Consider the following 13,712-nt stretch of genomic DNA (forward strand, 5'->3'; position numbering starts at 1 on the left):
CTTGCATTTCGCCGAAATGATGTGCAGCTTTCCCACTCGAGGGGGGTCTCGAAATGCGCGCTATTATCTGCCTGCCCGCTGTGCTGCTCTCTGGTTGCGCCAGCGTCACATTTAAGCAGCTGAATCCCGATCTTTCCGTGAGGGCCGACGCCCCCGAGGGGGCCATCTATTATATGCCGAAGCCCTATCTGATGGTAGCGCAGCTTCCGCTCGCCGAGCCAGCGGTCGTGCCGCCAGCGGTCGTGCCGCCAGCGGCGGTGCCGGCGCCTCCACCAAAGCCTAAGAATGCCAAGAAGGGTGACGAAGCCGGTGGTAAAGACCAGTGGCCTTCCGCCTTTGGGAATAAGCCTGCTCCTGGCGGAGCTGACGAAAAGCCTGCAGCATCAGCGGATGGTGTGGCACTGGTAGCTGGAACCGATCAGAGCTTCGGGGGCAGTAGCCAAGGCTACATTATGAAGATCGTCTATCTGCCCGACATGCGACGACCCATGTCGATTTCGATGAAGTCGGGCTTTGGCACATCAAGCGTCAAACCCACATTCCAGAACGGCTGGATGCTGACGGGTTTCGACGCAAGTGCGGACAGCAAGACGTCAGAGCTGCTCACTGCGTTGGCGCCGCTGATCACGGCCTACAAGACTCCTGCCAAGGCAGGCGGCGATGCGACTGGCGGTGGCGCAGGCGCCGCACCGCAGCCGGGCGAGAAGCGCCCGCCGTTGCCGCCGGGCCTCTACGAGATCCAGTATGATAGCAATGGAGTGCTGAAGGGCATTTGCTCCAAGACCTTGTTCACGGCGCAGGGGCCTGTGCCAGCCAGCGATGCGGGGGCTTGTCGTTGACCGACATCACGGATGTCTACCCTACGCGTCGGCTTGCGCTTCCGCCCGCGGCGGCCCTCGGGGGTGCCGCGCCGATCCTGCTGCCTTTCCGGGTGCAGCGTCAGGGCAGGAGAACACAGTGGTGCTGGGCTGCGGTGACCGCAACAATCTCGGGCTATCCCAACCCGCCCCATGACGCGCCGGTCACCATGTGCCAGCTCGCCACTAGCGAACTCGGACTACCCTGCTGCAACAACCCAGTACCCAGCGCGTGCGATGTCCAGAACACGCTCGATGGACCTTTGAGCCGGATCGGCAGGCTACGGGCACCCATCATCGCCAGCCCGCTCTCGCCTCAAGACGTAGCCAATGAGCTATCGGCGAACCTGCCTCTCCCGATCCGAGTCGAATGGCGCGGCGGTGGCGGCCATTTCGTGGTAATTTACGGGATCAGGATGGTCTCGAACGAGGTGCAATTAGCGATAACTGATCCGATATACGGCGAGAGTAGCATTTCGGGTGCCGCATTAATCGCCTGGGGTTACCAGGCTGCTGGCGGCACTTGGACGCATAGTTATCTGGTGACCCCCTGATGGCTCTCAGCATCTCGCCATATCCTGGCTCTTTGGAGGGCTTGCCCGAGAGCCTCGAGAGTTCCATGCAGACTCTCGACGATACGCCGGAGATCGCGATTGGACTAGGCCAAAGGCAGCTTGAGCTCATCGGGCCAATTCCGATATATGTCCTCAACCCTGAAGACGCTGTCTCGCGAGAGGATGTCATTGACCCTCGGGCCCTGCGGCGGACCGGTTGGCGAGCACTCATCAACTCGAACAACGAACCATTCGCACTCTCCGAGATTTCCTTCGCACCCGATGGGGCTGAATTGTTCGGAATCCGTGGTCGCGAAGCAGCGAGCGCTTTTCATTCGATCTTGCGGCGATCGCTTGCCTTCCAAGAGGAGGCGGACGTCTACGAGGTGCGGTGGCTTACCATCCCCGACATCTACGTGTCCTCGCTCTGGCTGGCAGGGCCTCGTTCAGCCTTCATACCCTCTAGGCTTGGGGAATCGGAGCGCGCCGAGCAGGCGGTGCTCACTTGGCCCCAGTTGCGGGAGCGGGTGACTTCGCTGGTTGAGGCGGCAAGACCACAGGCAGCCCTAATCGAACGCGACCCCGGTTCTCCTCGCTCCGGGCTGCCGCGCTGATCCGGTCGCCCGCCGTAGGGTGACTTCGCCAAGGCAACTTTTCTATGCTGAGCTTCGTATGGTCGTGTCATTGTGGAGAAGCGGCGCAGCCGCTCGATTGTCTGGTCGTCAAACAAGTGCAACTGGGGGCGAGCCGCCAGAGCGAGATCACGACGTCGGGGCGCTTCCGCCGACGGAACGACTAGGGCTGCCTATGGCCGCTGTCGGCCCGAACGGTCGTACCGAGCCGCCGTCAGCGTACATCGTCCACATGATAGAAGATGGGATTGTGCATCCACTCGTTGACCGCGGATTCCCGCCAGCCGGCGCAGCGGGTGGCGATGCGAACCTGCTTGGGGAAGGTGCCCTTCTGGATTTTCCGGTAGAGCGTCGCGCGTGACAGGCTGGTGCGGCGCAGGACCTCCTTGAGGCGTAGGAAGCGGTCGGGTTGCTGTTGGGTCATGGGTCAGTCTCCTGTGTCTTGTGGGGTCCTTTTGTGCTTGTCGGACACAGAGTTGGGGTGAGGATCGCCGTCGTCAACGGCATGAAAATTAGCTGTTTTACGGCGGTTTGTCCCTAGACGTCCCTATTCGTTCGCTGCTGTTCCAAATGTCCGGGAAAATTATTTTGCGGGCGGATGACGTGGCGTCTCAGGCTGTTCCAGCCTGACCGCGCTCTACTTCCGCGTGCCGCTCCAGCCGAGCCGCCCCGGGGCGTCTCGTCGGCTTCGCCGTGACGATCGCATGACGTGGGCCGGTCCGCTTAGCGGCCCGGTCGGCATGGGCGCCATGCCTCTGGCGGTCGCCGCGCCGGTGGCGCGGCGGCGTGGTGCCTTCGGCGTCATGGTGGCGGGGGGCGTCACGGCCCTGTAGCCCCGCCTCGGCGCGGCGCAACCCGGCATCCTTGCTGCCGGGTCATCCACGTTCGTTCCTGCCCTTCGGGTGCGCCCCGCCTGCGTCCGGCGGGGCTGTCGGTCCGCTCCTGCCGCCCCCCGCCACCCCGGCGCCGGTCGATGGCGGTTTTAGGAAGGAGCAGAGGAGATGCAGAGCAACGAGCGTCAGAGCCTCTATGGCGAGGTGACCGCCCGGATCATCGCGGAGCTGGAGCAAGGCCGATTGCCCTGGGTGCAGCCCTGGGATGCAGCGCGCTGCCCCTGTACGATGCCGAGGAACGCCGTATCGGCCCGAGCCTACTCGGGGATCAACGTGCTGATCCTGTGGGCGGCGGCGATCGAGGGCGGCTATGCTGGCCAACGCTGGCTGACCTATCGGCAGGCCGAGGCGGCCGGCGGGCACGTTCGGCGCGGCGAGAAGGGCACGGTGGTGTGCTATGCGGATCGCTTCACCCCGAAAGACGAGGCCGAGAAGGCGCAGGGCGAAGACCGGGAAGCGCGGACCATTGCCTTTCTGAAGCGGTTCACCGTGTTCAACATCGACCAGTGTGACGGCCTGCCCGAGGCGACGACCAACATTCCGGTTCTGCCCGATCCCGTACTGGCGATTGCCGAAGTTGATCGGGTGATCGCCGCCAGCGGGGCGGATTTCCGGATCGGCGGCAGCGAGGCCTATTATTCGCCATTGCAGGACGTCGTGCAGGTGCCGCCGCAGGCCGCCTTCCGTGATCCGGTGAACTGGTACCGGACGGCGCTGCACGAGCTTGGCCATTTCACCGGCCATCGCAGCCGATTGGACCGCGACCAGTCCGGCGCCTTCGGATCGGCGTCGTACGCGAAAGAGGAACTTGTGGCGGAGATGGCGGCGGCGTTCACCTGCGCGTCGCTCGGCATTGTGCCCACCGTCCGACACAGTGACTATATCGGCTCGTGGCTCGCGGTGCTGCGCGGTGACGAGAAGGCCATCTTCCGGGCTGCCAGTGCGGCGAGCAAGGCGGCGGACTTCCTCCTTTCCGCTGGGGAGGCGCGGTCATGACCGAGCGGCTTCCACCCCATGTCTTTCGGCGGCGGGGCTTCCGTGCCCTGCGTCAGATGACCGAACGGCAGCGCGCGATCTTCTGGGCGATGCGGTTCGAGGAGATCGACTATCCGACGCTTGGCGAACGCCACGGCATCAGCGCGGAAGAGGTGGAGGCGGAATTTGCTGCCGCCCTCACCCTCTTCATGCGGATTATCGATACGCCGGAACCGTGGTGGCGGCGCCTCTGGCCTTGGTGATCGCCGGCATTCGAACACACCGCTTGTCGCCGGGTGGCTTGCCATCGGGCGGCAAGCCCGACAGGGTAGCTTCCGCCATGCGCAGCAATCTCGATCATCTTCCGCCTGCCAAGCAGCGCGAGCTGGAGCGCGTGGTGCAGATCGTCTTCGAGGAGTTCGACGACGCCTTCGCGCTCGCCAGCCACGAGTGGAAGAAGAAGGGCCGCATCCTCAAGGTCATCCTGTACGGCAGCTATGCGCGCGGCAACTGGATCGACGAGCCGCATACCGCCAAGGGCTACAAGTCCGATTATGACCTGTTGATCATCGTCAGCGACAAGCGCCTGACCGACCGCGTCAAATATTGGGCGAATGTTGATGACCGGCTGATGCGCGAATTTGGCATTACCGGCAGCATCAAGACCCCGGTCAATTTCATCGTTCACAGCCTGCAGGAGGTGAACGACGGCCTCGCCCATGGCCGCTATTTCTTCATGGATGTCGCCCGCGATGGCATCGCGCTCTACCAGAGCGAAGACAGCGAACTGCACCAGCCCAAGCCGAAGTCGCCGCACGCGGCGCTCTCCATGGCCAGGGAGTATTACGACGAGTGGTTTCCCAGTGCGCTGGTTTATTTAGGAACGGCTCGTGATCTCGTCGCCCAAGGGCGAACCAAGGAGCCGGCGTTCATCCTTCACCAGTCAGCCGAACGCCTATATCATTGTGTGCTTCTGGTCGTGACCTTCTACACGCCGCACGTTCACAATCTGGCTTTCCTGCGCACCCAGGCCGAACGGCTCGATGCGCGCCTGACGTACGTTTGGCCCGGCGACAACCGCAAGCAGCGCGGCATGTTCGAAAAGCTGAAAGACGCCTATGTGAAGGCGCGCTATTCGAAGCACTACAGGATCAGCGCTGACGAGCTGACTTGGCTTGGTGAGCGCGTCGAGGAACTGGGCCGCCTGGTCCACGAAATTTGCTCAGAGCGCATTGCGCAGTTGGAAGCCACCGCGCGCGACGCTGGCTGAGCGGCTTCCAACAGCCGTTTCATCGCTCGCGATGTCCGGCTATCCACGCTCAATGGGCAAGGGCGTTTTCATCCACCGAACGGATTCGATTTACGACGACAGCCCGGCAGAGCGATACCAGTTTCCGCCGCAGTACCTCAGCCGTGTCAGCGCCTGTATCGGCGACTGGATCATCTATTACGAGCCGAGCAAAATCCAGGGCACGCGCGGCTACTTCGCCACCGCGAAGGTTGCCCAGGTCGTGCCCGATCCCAAGGCGTCGGATATGTATTTGGCGCTGATCGAGCCGGGCACGTATCTGGATTTCGTCAATCCGGTGCCGTTCAACGGTCCGCTCGGCCTGGTGGAACGCGGCGTGCTCAACGACGCGGGGAAAGTCTCCGGCCGTGCGCAGTCGGCGGTTCGGCCGCTCTCCATATCCGATTTCAACCGCATCATCGATCTTGGCACCGCTGAGGCGGACGACTTTCTCCCGCGCGTCGACGGGGAGATCGACAATTCCGTTCGTGAGGAACGCACGCCCTTCCAGCATGAAATCGTGCGGGATCGGGTCGCCTATCTCGGGTCCCGGCTGGTACGGGACCGGCTGTTCCGCCGACGTGTCGTCACAGCCTATGATGCGCGGTGTGCAATCACCGGGCTGAAACTCATCAATGGCGGTGGCAGAGCTGAAGTTGAAGCGGCCCATATTCGGCCGGTAGAACGCGGCGGCCCCGACATTATCAACAACGGCCTGGCGTTGTCGGGGACGGTCCACTGGATGTTCGACCGCGGCCTCATCAGCCTGACCGACGAGCTGGAAATTCTGATCAGCCGGCAGGCGAACGATCCCGAGGGAATTCGCGCGCTCGTCAATCGCTCCGGCTTCGCGATCCCTCCCGCCAGATCAGCGGACCGACCGCATCCCAGCTTCCTCGGCTGGCACCGCGACAACTGTTTCAAGCACTGATCCGTTAGGCCGTCAGCGAGTTCTCAGTGGGACTACCGGTTCCGGTTATTCGGCGTCGGCAAATGCTCGCCTCCCTCGTCGCCGCCAGAGCGCCAACTGAGTGTGTCCGTCGCCGTTCCGCAGCTTCGCGGCCGCCTCCAGCAACAGGCCCAAAATCGCGGCCCGGTCGTCGTCGGTCAGTTCGACCAAGCCAGCCTTAGCGATGAGCCCGCCCAGTTCGATCAGCTGCCGGGTACGCTCGCGCCGTTTCACCTGCCAGTCGCGGCGATCATGCCGCGCCTGCTTCGCCTGGAGCCGGTTCCGCGCCTCGCTCACCTGCCGCATTGCCGCCCGGCTCGCGACGAGCGCGACGGCCTGCGTCGTGCCCTTCGCGCTGAAAGAAGGCGGCGCCCCGTTTGCGCCACCCCTCCCGCGTCGGGCTATCAGCAGCGGCCGCATTGAGCAACGCGCCGGCCAGTTCCTCCACACCCAGCGCATCGGCGCCGGTCGCCATCACCAGTTCGCCGAGCTGGTTCTGTTTGCGCGCCTTCAGTTGACGCGCCTTGTCGGCGAGCGCTTTCAGGTCCGCATCATAGTCTCGGGGTTTGCGCATGGTTCTGCCCTTCCCTTGTGTCGGTCGGACAGACCAGATATCGCTACAGCCAGAACACGCCAATAGCCTGAAACTTCGTGAGATTTCGCGGTCCCGAGAGCGATGAAATCGTTCGAGGGCGCGCTTATACGTCGTGCCGACGTGCGCTTTTAGGCGTATCTGGTACGTCGCCATGGCGATCTACCACTTCTCGGCCAAAGTCATTTCCCGCGCTGCCGGGTCGAGCGCGGTGGCGGCAGCCGCCTATCGCTCTGCGTCGCGGCTGCACGACCAGCGGCTCGGCCGGGGCCATGACTTTTCCGACAAGGCCGGCGTCGTGCACAGCGAAGTGCTGCTGCCCGAAAACGCGCCCGAGGCGTGGCGCGACCGCGAGCGGCTGTGGAATGATGTCGAGGCCGCCGAGCTGCGCAAGGATGCGCAGCTTGCCCGCGAAATCGAGTTCGCCATCCCACGCGAGTTGCAGCGGGCCGATGGCATCGAACTGGCGCGGTCGTTCGTCCAGCGCGAATTCGTCGATCGCGGCATGGTCGCCGATCTCAATGTCCATTGGGATATTGGCCCCGATGGGCTGGCGAAGCCCCACACCCATGTGATGCTGGGACTTCGCGGTGTCAGCGAAGATGGGTTCGGCGCAAAGGTGCGCGACTGGAACCGCACCGAGCTGCTGACGAACTGGCGCGAAGCCTGGGCGGAGCACGTCAATCAGCGCCTCGCCGAACTCGACATCGACGCGCGGGTCGATCACCGCAGCCTGGAAGCGCAGGGCATCGATCTGGAGCCCCAGCACAAGATCGGTCCCGCCGCATCGCGCATGATGGCGCAGGGGCGCGACAGCGAACGGCTTGAAGAACATCACATCATCGCCCGCGCGAATGGCGAGAAGATCCTCGCCAATCCGAGCATCGCGCTCGACGCGATCACCCACAGCCAGGCAACCTTCACCACGCGCGATTTGGCGATGTTCGTGCACCGGCACAGCGAAGGAAAGGACCAGTTCGACCAGGTGATGGCGGCGGTGCGCGCATCGCCCGAGCTGGTGAAGCTGGGTAAGGACGGGCGCGGCGACGATCGCTTCACGTCGCGCGCGATGCTGGAGACCGAACAGCGGCTCGAACATGCCACTGCGACGCTCGACGCGCGCCGGCATCACGCGGTTGCCGACCGGCATCTGGAACGCGCGCTCGGCGTCGCCGAACAGCGCGGCCTACGGCTTTCGCCCGAGCAGCGTGGCGCGCTCGAGCACGTGACCGCCGCGCGCGGCATCAGCAGCGTCATCGGCTATGCCGGCACGGGCAAGAGCGCGATGCTCGGCGTCGCGCGCGAGGCTTGGGAAGCGGCTGGCTACACCGTCCAAGGCGCGGCGCTATCGGGCATCGCTGCGGAGAATCTGGAAAGTGGCTCAGGGATCGCGTCCCGCACAATTGCCAGCCTGGAGCATCAATGGGGCCAGGGCCGCGAGTTGCTGACCGACAAATCCCTCCTTGTGATCGACGAAGCCGGAATGATCGGCACGCGACAGATGGAGCGCGTTATCCGTGAAGCAGAGAAGCGCGGCGCCAAGGTCGTGCTGGTGGGCGATCCGCAGCAGCTCCAGGCGATCGAAGCGGGTGCGGCGTTCCGTTCGATTGCCGAGCGGCATGGCGCGGTGGAAATCACCACTATCCGCCGCCAGTCCGAAGACTGGCAGCGCGACGCGACGCGACAGCTCGCGACCGGCCGCACCGGCGAAGCATTGGCAGCCTATACGGAAGCCGGCCATGTCCATGCCGCCGAAACGCGCGAAGCGGCGCGCGAGGCGCTGATCAAGCGCTGGGACAAGGACCGGCAGGCCGCCCCCGACGCGAGCCGCATCATCCTCACCCACACCAATGACGAAGTGCGCCAACTGAACACGGCAGCGCGCGACCGGATGCGGGCGGCGCAGATGCTCGGTGACGACGTCGACCTCGTCGTCGAACGAGGAAGCCGGTCGTTCGCCGCGGGCGACCGCGTCATGTTCCTCATGAACGAGCGCAGCCTGGCGGTGAAGAACGGCACGCTGGGCACGATCGAACAGGTCAGCGGAATCGCGATGCGCGTGCGCACCGATGACGGGCGAAGCGTCGCGTTCGACCTCAAGGACTACGCCCATGTCGACCACGGCTATGCCGCCACAATCCACAAGGCACAGGGCATGAACGTCCACCGTGTCCATGTGCTCGCAACGCCGGGGCTGGACCGTCACGCTGCCTATGTCGCGCTGTCGCGTCATCGGGAGCGTGTCGATCTGCATTATGGCCGGGATGATTTCGCCGATGCCGGGCGGCTGGCCCGCACGCTGGCGCGCGAACGCGGGAAGGACATGGCGTCGGACTATACTCGCGCGCCCGACGTGCAGCCGGCGCTATCGTCAGCGCCGACGCTGCCTCGTCGCGGCATGTTCGACGGGCTGAAGCTCAGCAGCGCGCCAATCCGCGTACCGACCCGGCCCAGTCCGCTCGAACAGGCGGTGCAGCGATTTGGCCGCGCGGCGCAGGACATCGTCGGCATGAAGCAGCAGGGCTTCGAACCCCTGCCCCACCAGCGCGAGGCCTTTGGCAATGCCCGTAAGGAGATCGAGGCGCTTCGCCCCGGCGGCGGCGGAGACATGCGCGTCGCGATGAACAAGGACCCTGCCCTTATCAGCGAAGCCGCCAATGGTCGCACCAGTCGCGCCATCCAGGCGATGATTGCCGAGGGCGAATTCCGCATCGATGCCACCAACCGCGCAGACCGCTTCGTCGCGGATTGGCAGAACAAGGCGCGGCAGCTGAAAACTCTGGAGCGGAGCGGCGATCACGATGCCGCGCGGTCCACCAGGGATGCCATGACCACGATGGCCAAAGCGCTCCACCGCGATCCCCAGCTCGAGTCGCTGCTCCGCAATCGTGCGCTGGAGCTAGGTTTGAAGTCTCAGGGAGGCGCGTCAATGTCTCACGACCTCCAGGAATGGCTCGGCCGCTCGCGCGGCCTCAGCATTGGGATGTAGGCTCGCGCCCATGACCGACATTCCCCGCCAATATGGCATCACCGACGATCCCACCCAGGCCTTCGAAAGCCTGCGGCAGGAGATATCCCTCCTCCATACAGCCATTCAGGGGCTGACCGCTACGCGTGAGAAAATACCGGATTACAGTCCGACGCTGGCCGCGATCAGCCGGCAGCTCGCCACGATGACCGAAGGCATCACCCGCATCGAGCAGGCGCCGGCCGTGAAACTCACGCCAGCCATGATGGTCCAGCAGCTGGGGAAGGCGGCGGCAGATGTGCGGGCTGACGACAAGCGGCAGATGGACGAAGTGCGTGCCGACCTGCACCAAATGATTGGGCGTATCGACGGGATCGTCGTTCGGGCGCGGTCGACGGATCACCAGCTCAAGCGAGAGCTATGGATGATGCTCGGTGCATTCCTCTCTGGGATCCTGCTTTGGTCTTTTTTACCAGGGATGATTGCGCGGTCCCTTCCCGAAAGCTGGCATGTACCGCAGTGGATGGCGGCGCGGATGTTGGGGGCGGAACAGGCTAGTTCCGACGATCACGTCGTCCACAGAGACCAGATAACTGCCAAACAAGACTGAGTTTGGTACATTCAGATCCTTCAAACAGTACTCGCAGGAATAAGACTTCCGTCGGAACCGGTCATCCTCGATAAAGCCAATGCCCGGCAGTTTCCGCGAAGATCGGCAGACTGAGGCCAAGTAATTTCGAAAACGCGATGGATGTCTTCCTACACATTGGTCGGTTCGCCACACTTAACCGGCCACTTGACTATGAATCCTCCTTTTGAGGGCCATGCGATCCCAAAGCCATTTTCATGAGCCAGAGCGCTATCGCCAGCGTTGGAAACGTCAGTCTCGACGACGATGACCTAGAGCATCTTCGCGATGGGCGGAATCGCGAGGGATTCCCTTTTCGGTGGTTGTGTGATTCATAGGCGTCCGTCACGACGGAGGCGGCGATGGGTTGGCGATCTGGGCAGAGCTACTCGCAGGATTTGCGCGATCGGGTGCTGGCGACGGTGGACGGCGGGATGCCGGTTCGCGAGGCAGCAGTGCTCTTCAAGGTCAGCGTGGCCTATATCTACAAGGCGCGGATCCGGCGGCGGCTGACCGGCGATGCCGGGATCAACCCGAACCGAGGCCGCCCGCCGCGCAAGCTCTCCCCGGCGCAGGAACTGGCGCTGGCGGCGCACATCTGTTCCCAACCAGGGATCACGCTGGCGCAGGCACAAGCGTGGCTGCTGGCCGAACACGGAATCGGGCTCAGCACCGGCGCGATGTGGAATGCGGTGCGGCGGCTCGGCCTGTCGTTTAAAAAAAGCCCTGCACGCAGCCGAGCAGGAGCGGCCGGACGTGGCGGCGCGGCGCACGCTGTGGCGGGCAGCCCAGCCGTTCATCGACCCTGAAAGCCTCGTCTTCCTCGACGAGACAGGGGTGAACACCAAGATGGCGCGGCTCTATGGCTGGGCGCCGGTCGGCGAACGCTGCCGCGATCGCGTGCCGTTCGGACACTGGAAGACGATGACCTTCATCGCCGGCCTGCGCCTGACCGGCATGACCGCGCCTTGGGTGCTCGACCGGCCGATGGATGGCGATGCCTTCCGGGTCTATGTCCGCGATGTCCTGGCGCCCACGCTCCGGCGCGGCGATGTCGTGGTGCTCGACAATCTGCCCGCCCACAAGGTCGCCGGCATCCGCGAGGCGATCACCGCCCGGCGCGCCCAGCTCTTCTACCTGCCTCCCTACAGCCCCGACATGAACCCGATCGAGATGGCCTTCGCCAAGCTCAAGGCGCTCCTGCGCCAGCAGCCAGCCCGAACCGTCGATGCTCTTGTCCAGCGCATCGGCGAACTGCTTGATCGCTTCCCGCCTCGCGAATGTGCCAACTTCTTCCAGGCCGCTGGATATCAACGGTCAATGTGAAATTGCTCTAACGGTCTATCCAGTGCTGATGTTGGCAATAATCCAGCAGCTGACTGATGGCAGCGCGGACGGCACATCGCAGGCTGACCGGATCGGTCGGTTTGACCTCGACCATGACACCGGCCTCGCCTTCGACCTGAAACCAAAGATCATCGCGGTGGCGGAGCGGGAAGTCGACCTTTGGGTGCGACCTTCGGAGGAAAGGGGCAAAGTTTGCCTGCAGCTTGTCGTGTCGCGGTTGGATCGTGACCTCGTACGGCTTCACATATCGCTGATACGCGTCCTGCGCGGGGCTCCGCTTCGTGTGTTCTTGCCTGCCTTGCGGTTGCGTAGTTGAGTCGTGATCGGCGGCAGCGCTCCTGCCTTTATGGTATTCATGACCCTACGCACGAACTCGGCTGCGTCTTGATCGTCGGTGCGCTCTGCGAACCACTAGCTGGCCTTGTACCCGATGGGCGTGAAGAGCCGGAACTGGAGCGAGAGCGGGCGAGATCGTTCTCACTTTGCAGATCATGTTACGGCCGCTTTCACACTGCTCGTCGCAAGGCAGCTTGGGTTGCGGGAGCTAATGAAGTAGCTTCTGCAGCAATTAAGTATGACGTCATCGTGACTATTCGCCTCCCACCGGCGATGGTCGGTCTGGCGCCAGAACCTGCGCAAATGGATTGATCATTAGCGGGTAAAAAGCGTGCTGATACGAGGTCTCAACCTCGCACTGACTGCTTCCAAAAGGGAGCACCTTCTATCTGCCTGCAGGGTGCTGTTCTTGAAGCAAAATATTACGTGAGCAATTTGCGAGAAACTACAGAAACGTCCGGTAACACGTAGAAATAAATATCAGCTATGCCGTTTGCTTGCAATTTCAACTTGACAAAGAGAGTTGAAAGTGATGGCTTATTATAATGCGGATTATTCCCTAAACAGTGGAGTTCTGCTATGATCGATGCCGATGTTCTCGAGAAGCCAAGTTCTGAGGGGCTAACCTCAGACCCCGCCCTAATACAAGCCATGTCTCTTTCGAATCAGACTCTTCAACTGATTATTTTGCCGACAGAGCAATGTAATTTTCGATGCACATATTGTTATGAGGATTTTTCCATCGGCAATATGAAACCGAATATAGTTACCGGCATTATAAAATTAATGGAAAACCGCTCTAAAGATTTAAAGGAGCTGCATTTATCTTATTTTGGAGGGGAGCCATTATTAAACATGAGGGTCATCTCTCAAATAAGTGGCGCAGCAAAGATTTTGATGTCGGGACGTGGTACGTTCACTTCGGAAATGACAACAAACGGGTTTCTATTGGACACGGAAACGCTTCGACAATTATCTTATTTGGAATGCAAATGCTTCCAAATATCATTAGACGGCTTCAAAGAAGGTCATGATCTTACTAGAAGAAGCAGAAATGGTGCTCCAAATTTTGATACGATCTGGAAAAACCTTATTGATGCCCGAAACTCTGATATAGACTTTAATATATCTTTAAGAATTCATTTGCGTCCGGGGGGTGAGGATTCGACGATTAATCTCGTGAAAGCCATTCGAGATAACTTTGCGGACCCTAGATTTTCGGTATTTTTCAAAGTAATATATAATTGGGGTGGCTCCGACCCGGATCATCCAAAAATCTTCCAGCGCGATGATAAGTTGGCATTGAACACCACTCTTTCCTTCTTAAAGCAAATAGAAGCTGAGCGTATCCAGCGTATTGGAGGTATACCTTCCAGCCTCGCTGAAAGTATGTTAGTTGGAAGGGAGGGTGCCGACCATAGTAAGCCACAGGGAGATTTTACATTCAAAGATGTTTGTTATGCAAGTAAGGCTAACTCTTTCGTTATTCGTGCCAATGGAAGAATTGCCAAGTGCACAGTAGCATTGAGAAATCCAAAGAATGATGTAGGTGCAATCCATGAAGATGGAACAATAAAATTCGATAGCGAAAAACTTTCTTTGTGGTTACGAGGTTTAGTGCAAATGGATCGCAATGTCCTGACTTGCCCCGCCGCCACAGCTCTGAAATGACCTTTTATCGCAACTATAAGGA

General features: G+C 61.5%; 15 protein-coding genes. 12 read left to right on the forward strand and 3 right to left on the reverse strand.

The features are described from left to right. Positions 1-53 precede the first annotated feature (53 nt). From ACTJKY_RS14350 to ACTJKY_RS14360, 3 genes are all read left to right on the forward strand, one after another. Positions 54-839 carry a hypothetical protein gene (locus ACTJKY_RS14350; protein ID WP_440846799.1) on the forward strand — a complete coding sequence of 262 codons (786 nt, stop codon included), beginning with the start codon at positions 54-56 and terminating at the stop codon, positions 837-839. Continuing rightward, positions 836-1,411, forward strand: a complete 576-nt coding sequence (locus ACTJKY_RS14355) for a papain-like cysteine protease family protein (RefSeq protein WP_440846800.1) — start codon at positions 836-838, stop codon at positions 1,409-1,411. Before ACTJKY_RS14350 ends, ACTJKY_RS14355 begins: the two co-directional genes overlap by 4 nt. A 65-nt stretch (positions 1,412-1,476) precedes the next feature. Continuing rightward, on the forward strand, positions 1,477-2,025 hold the full coding sequence (locus tag ACTJKY_RS14360) for a hypothetical protein (protein WP_440846801.1): 549 nt from the start codon (positions 1,477-1,479) through the stop codon (positions 2,023-2,025). 232 nt (positions 2,026-2,257) lie between these two features. On the opposite strand, the gene ACTJKY_RS14365 is transcribed toward ACTJKY_RS14360, so the two are convergent. After that, positions 2,258-2,467 (reverse strand): helix-turn-helix transcriptional regulator, encoded by a 210-nt coding sequence (locus ACTJKY_RS14365; protein ID WP_440846802.1) that lies wholly within the window; start codon positions 2,465-2,467, stop codon positions 2,258-2,260. Positions 2,468-3,044: 577 nt separating this feature from the next. On the opposite strand from ACTJKY_RS14365, the gene ACTJKY_RS14370 reads away from it, so the two are divergent. The 4 genes from ACTJKY_RS14370 to ACTJKY_RS14385 all read left to right on the forward strand — a co-directional run bounded on the left by ACTJKY_RS14370 (position 3,045) and on the right by ACTJKY_RS14385 (position 6,130). After that, on the forward strand, positions 3,045-3,932 hold the full coding sequence (locus ACTJKY_RS14370) for an ArdC family protein (RefSeq protein WP_440846803.1): 888 nt from the start codon (positions 3,045-3,047) through the stop codon (positions 3,930-3,932). Then, complete coding sequence (locus tag ACTJKY_RS14375; RefSeq protein ID WP_440846804.1) at positions 3,929-4,174, forward strand: sigma factor-like helix-turn-helix DNA-binding protein; 246 nt, start codon at positions 3,929-3,931, stop codon at positions 4,172-4,174. Before ACTJKY_RS14370 ends, ACTJKY_RS14375 begins: the two co-directional genes overlap by 4 nt. A gap of 77 nt (positions 4,175-4,251) precedes the next feature. Next, on the forward strand, positions 4,252-5,181 hold the full coding sequence (locus tag ACTJKY_RS14380) for a HEPN domain-containing protein (RefSeq protein WP_440846858.1): 930 nt from the start codon (positions 4,252-4,254) through the stop codon (positions 5,179-5,181). Positions 5,182-5,233: 52 nt separating this feature from the next. Further along, on the forward strand, positions 5,234-6,130 hold the full coding sequence (locus ACTJKY_RS14385) for an HNH endonuclease (protein WP_440846805.1): 897 nt from the start codon (positions 5,234-5,236) through the stop codon (positions 6,128-6,130). A 45-nt stretch (positions 6,131-6,175) separates the two neighbouring features. Here ACTJKY_RS14385 and ACTJKY_RS14390 read toward each other — a convergent pair whose 3' ends face one another. Together ACTJKY_RS14390 and traD are read right to left on the reverse strand one after the other, a co-directional pair. Next, positions 6,176-6,454, reverse strand: coding sequence for a conjugal transfer protein TraD (locus ACTJKY_RS14390; RefSeq protein WP_440846806.1), 279 nt, complete (start codon positions 6,452-6,454; stop codon positions 6,176-6,178). Then, positions 6,399-6,722 carry a conjugal transfer protein TraD gene (gene traD / locus ACTJKY_RS14395; protein WP_440846807.1) on the reverse strand — a complete coding sequence of 108 codons (324 nt, stop codon included), beginning with the start codon at positions 6,720-6,722 and terminating at the stop codon, positions 6,399-6,401. The genes ACTJKY_RS14390 and traD overlap by 56 nt, the downstream gene beginning before the upstream one ends. Before the next feature lie 172 nt (positions 6,723-6,894). On the opposite strand from traD, the gene traA reads away from it, so the two are divergent. From traA to ACTJKY_RS14420, 5 genes are all read left to right on the forward strand, one after another. Continuing rightward, entirely contained in the window at positions 6,895-9,729 is a 2,835-nt protein-coding gene (gene traA / locus ACTJKY_RS14400) for a Ti-type conjugative transfer relaxase TraA (RefSeq protein ID WP_440846808.1), read from the forward strand. Between the two features lie 10 nt (positions 9,730-9,739). Then, a complete protein-coding gene (locus ACTJKY_RS14405) occupies positions 9,740-10,318 on the forward strand; it encodes a hypothetical protein (protein WP_440846809.1) in 579 nt (192 codons plus the stop codon). A 380-nt stretch (positions 10,319-10,698) separates the two neighbouring features. After that, positions 10,699-11,662 (forward strand): IS630 family transposase gene (locus ACTJKY_RS14410; protein ID WP_414668061.1). Its coding sequence is split into 2 segments (ribosomal slippage): positions 10,699-11,049 and positions 11,051-11,662, totalling 963 coding nucleotides; the frame shifts between segments, so codons are not numbered across the junction. A gap of 22 nt (positions 11,663-11,684) precedes the next feature. Further along, positions 11,685-11,999 (forward strand): hypothetical protein, encoded by a 315-nt coding sequence (locus tag ACTJKY_RS14415; protein WP_440846810.1) that lies wholly within the window; start codon positions 11,685-11,687, stop codon positions 11,997-11,999. A gap of 599 nt (positions 12,000-12,598) precedes the next feature. Continuing rightward, entirely contained in the window at positions 12,599-13,690 is a 1,092-nt protein-coding gene (locus tag ACTJKY_RS14420) for a radical SAM protein (protein WP_440846811.1), read from the forward strand. The last annotated feature ends 22 nt before the right edge of the window (positions 13,691-13,712 follow it).

It is taken from the genome of Sphingomonas sp. 22176, from assembly GCF_052045505.1.
Lineage (GTDB): Bacteria > Pseudomonadota > Alphaproteobacteria > Sphingomonadales > Sphingomonadaceae > Sphingomonas.

Excerpts from the sequence above, each read along its gene's own strand:
- ACTJKY_RS14360 (WP_440846801.1), top strand. The coding sequence starts at position 1,477 with ATGCAGACTCTCGACGATACGCCGGAGATCGCGATTGGACTAGGCCAA.
- ACTJKY_RS14375 (WP_440846804.1), top strand. The coding sequence starts at position 3,929 with ATGACCGAGCGGCTTCCACCCCATGTCTTTCGGCGGCGGGGCTTCCGT.
- ACTJKY_RS14350 (WP_440846799.1), top strand. The coding sequence starts at position 54 with ATGCGCGCTATTATCTGCCTGCCCGCTGTGCTGCTCTCTGGTTGCGCC.
- traD (WP_440846807.1), bottom strand. The coding sequence starts at position 6,722 with ATGCGCAAACCCCGAGACTATGATGCGGACCTGAAAGCGCTCGCCGAC.
- ACTJKY_RS14370 (WP_440846803.1), top strand. The coding sequence starts at position 3,045 with ATGCAGAGCAACGAGCGTCAGAGCCTCTATGGCGAGGTGACCGCCCGG.
- ACTJKY_RS14380 (WP_440846858.1), top strand. The coding sequence starts at position 4,252 with ATGCGCAGCAATCTCGATCATCTTCCGCCTGCCAAGCAGCGCGAGCTG.
- ACTJKY_RS14420 (WP_440846811.1), top strand. The coding sequence starts at position 12,599 with ATGATCGATGCCGATGTTCTCGAGAAGCCAAGTTCTGAGGGGCTAACC.
- traA (WP_440846808.1), top strand. The coding sequence starts at position 6,895 with ATGGCGATCTACCACTTCTCGGCCAAAGTCATTTCCCGCGCTGCCGGG.
- ACTJKY_RS14385 (WP_440846805.1), top strand. The coding sequence starts at position 5,234 with ATGGGCAAGGGCGTTTTCATCCACCGAACGGATTCGATTTACGACGAC.
- ACTJKY_RS14405 (WP_440846809.1), top strand. The coding sequence starts at position 9,740 with ATGACCGACATTCCCCGCCAATATGGCATCACCGACGATCCCACCCAG.
- ACTJKY_RS14365 (WP_440846802.1), bottom strand. The coding sequence starts at position 2,467 with ATGACCCAACAGCAACCCGACCGCTTCCTACGCCTCAAGGAGGTCCTG.
- ACTJKY_RS14390 (WP_440846806.1), bottom strand. The coding sequence starts at position 6,454 with ATGCGGCAGGTGAGCGAGGCGCGGAACCGGCTCCAGGCGAAGCAGGCG.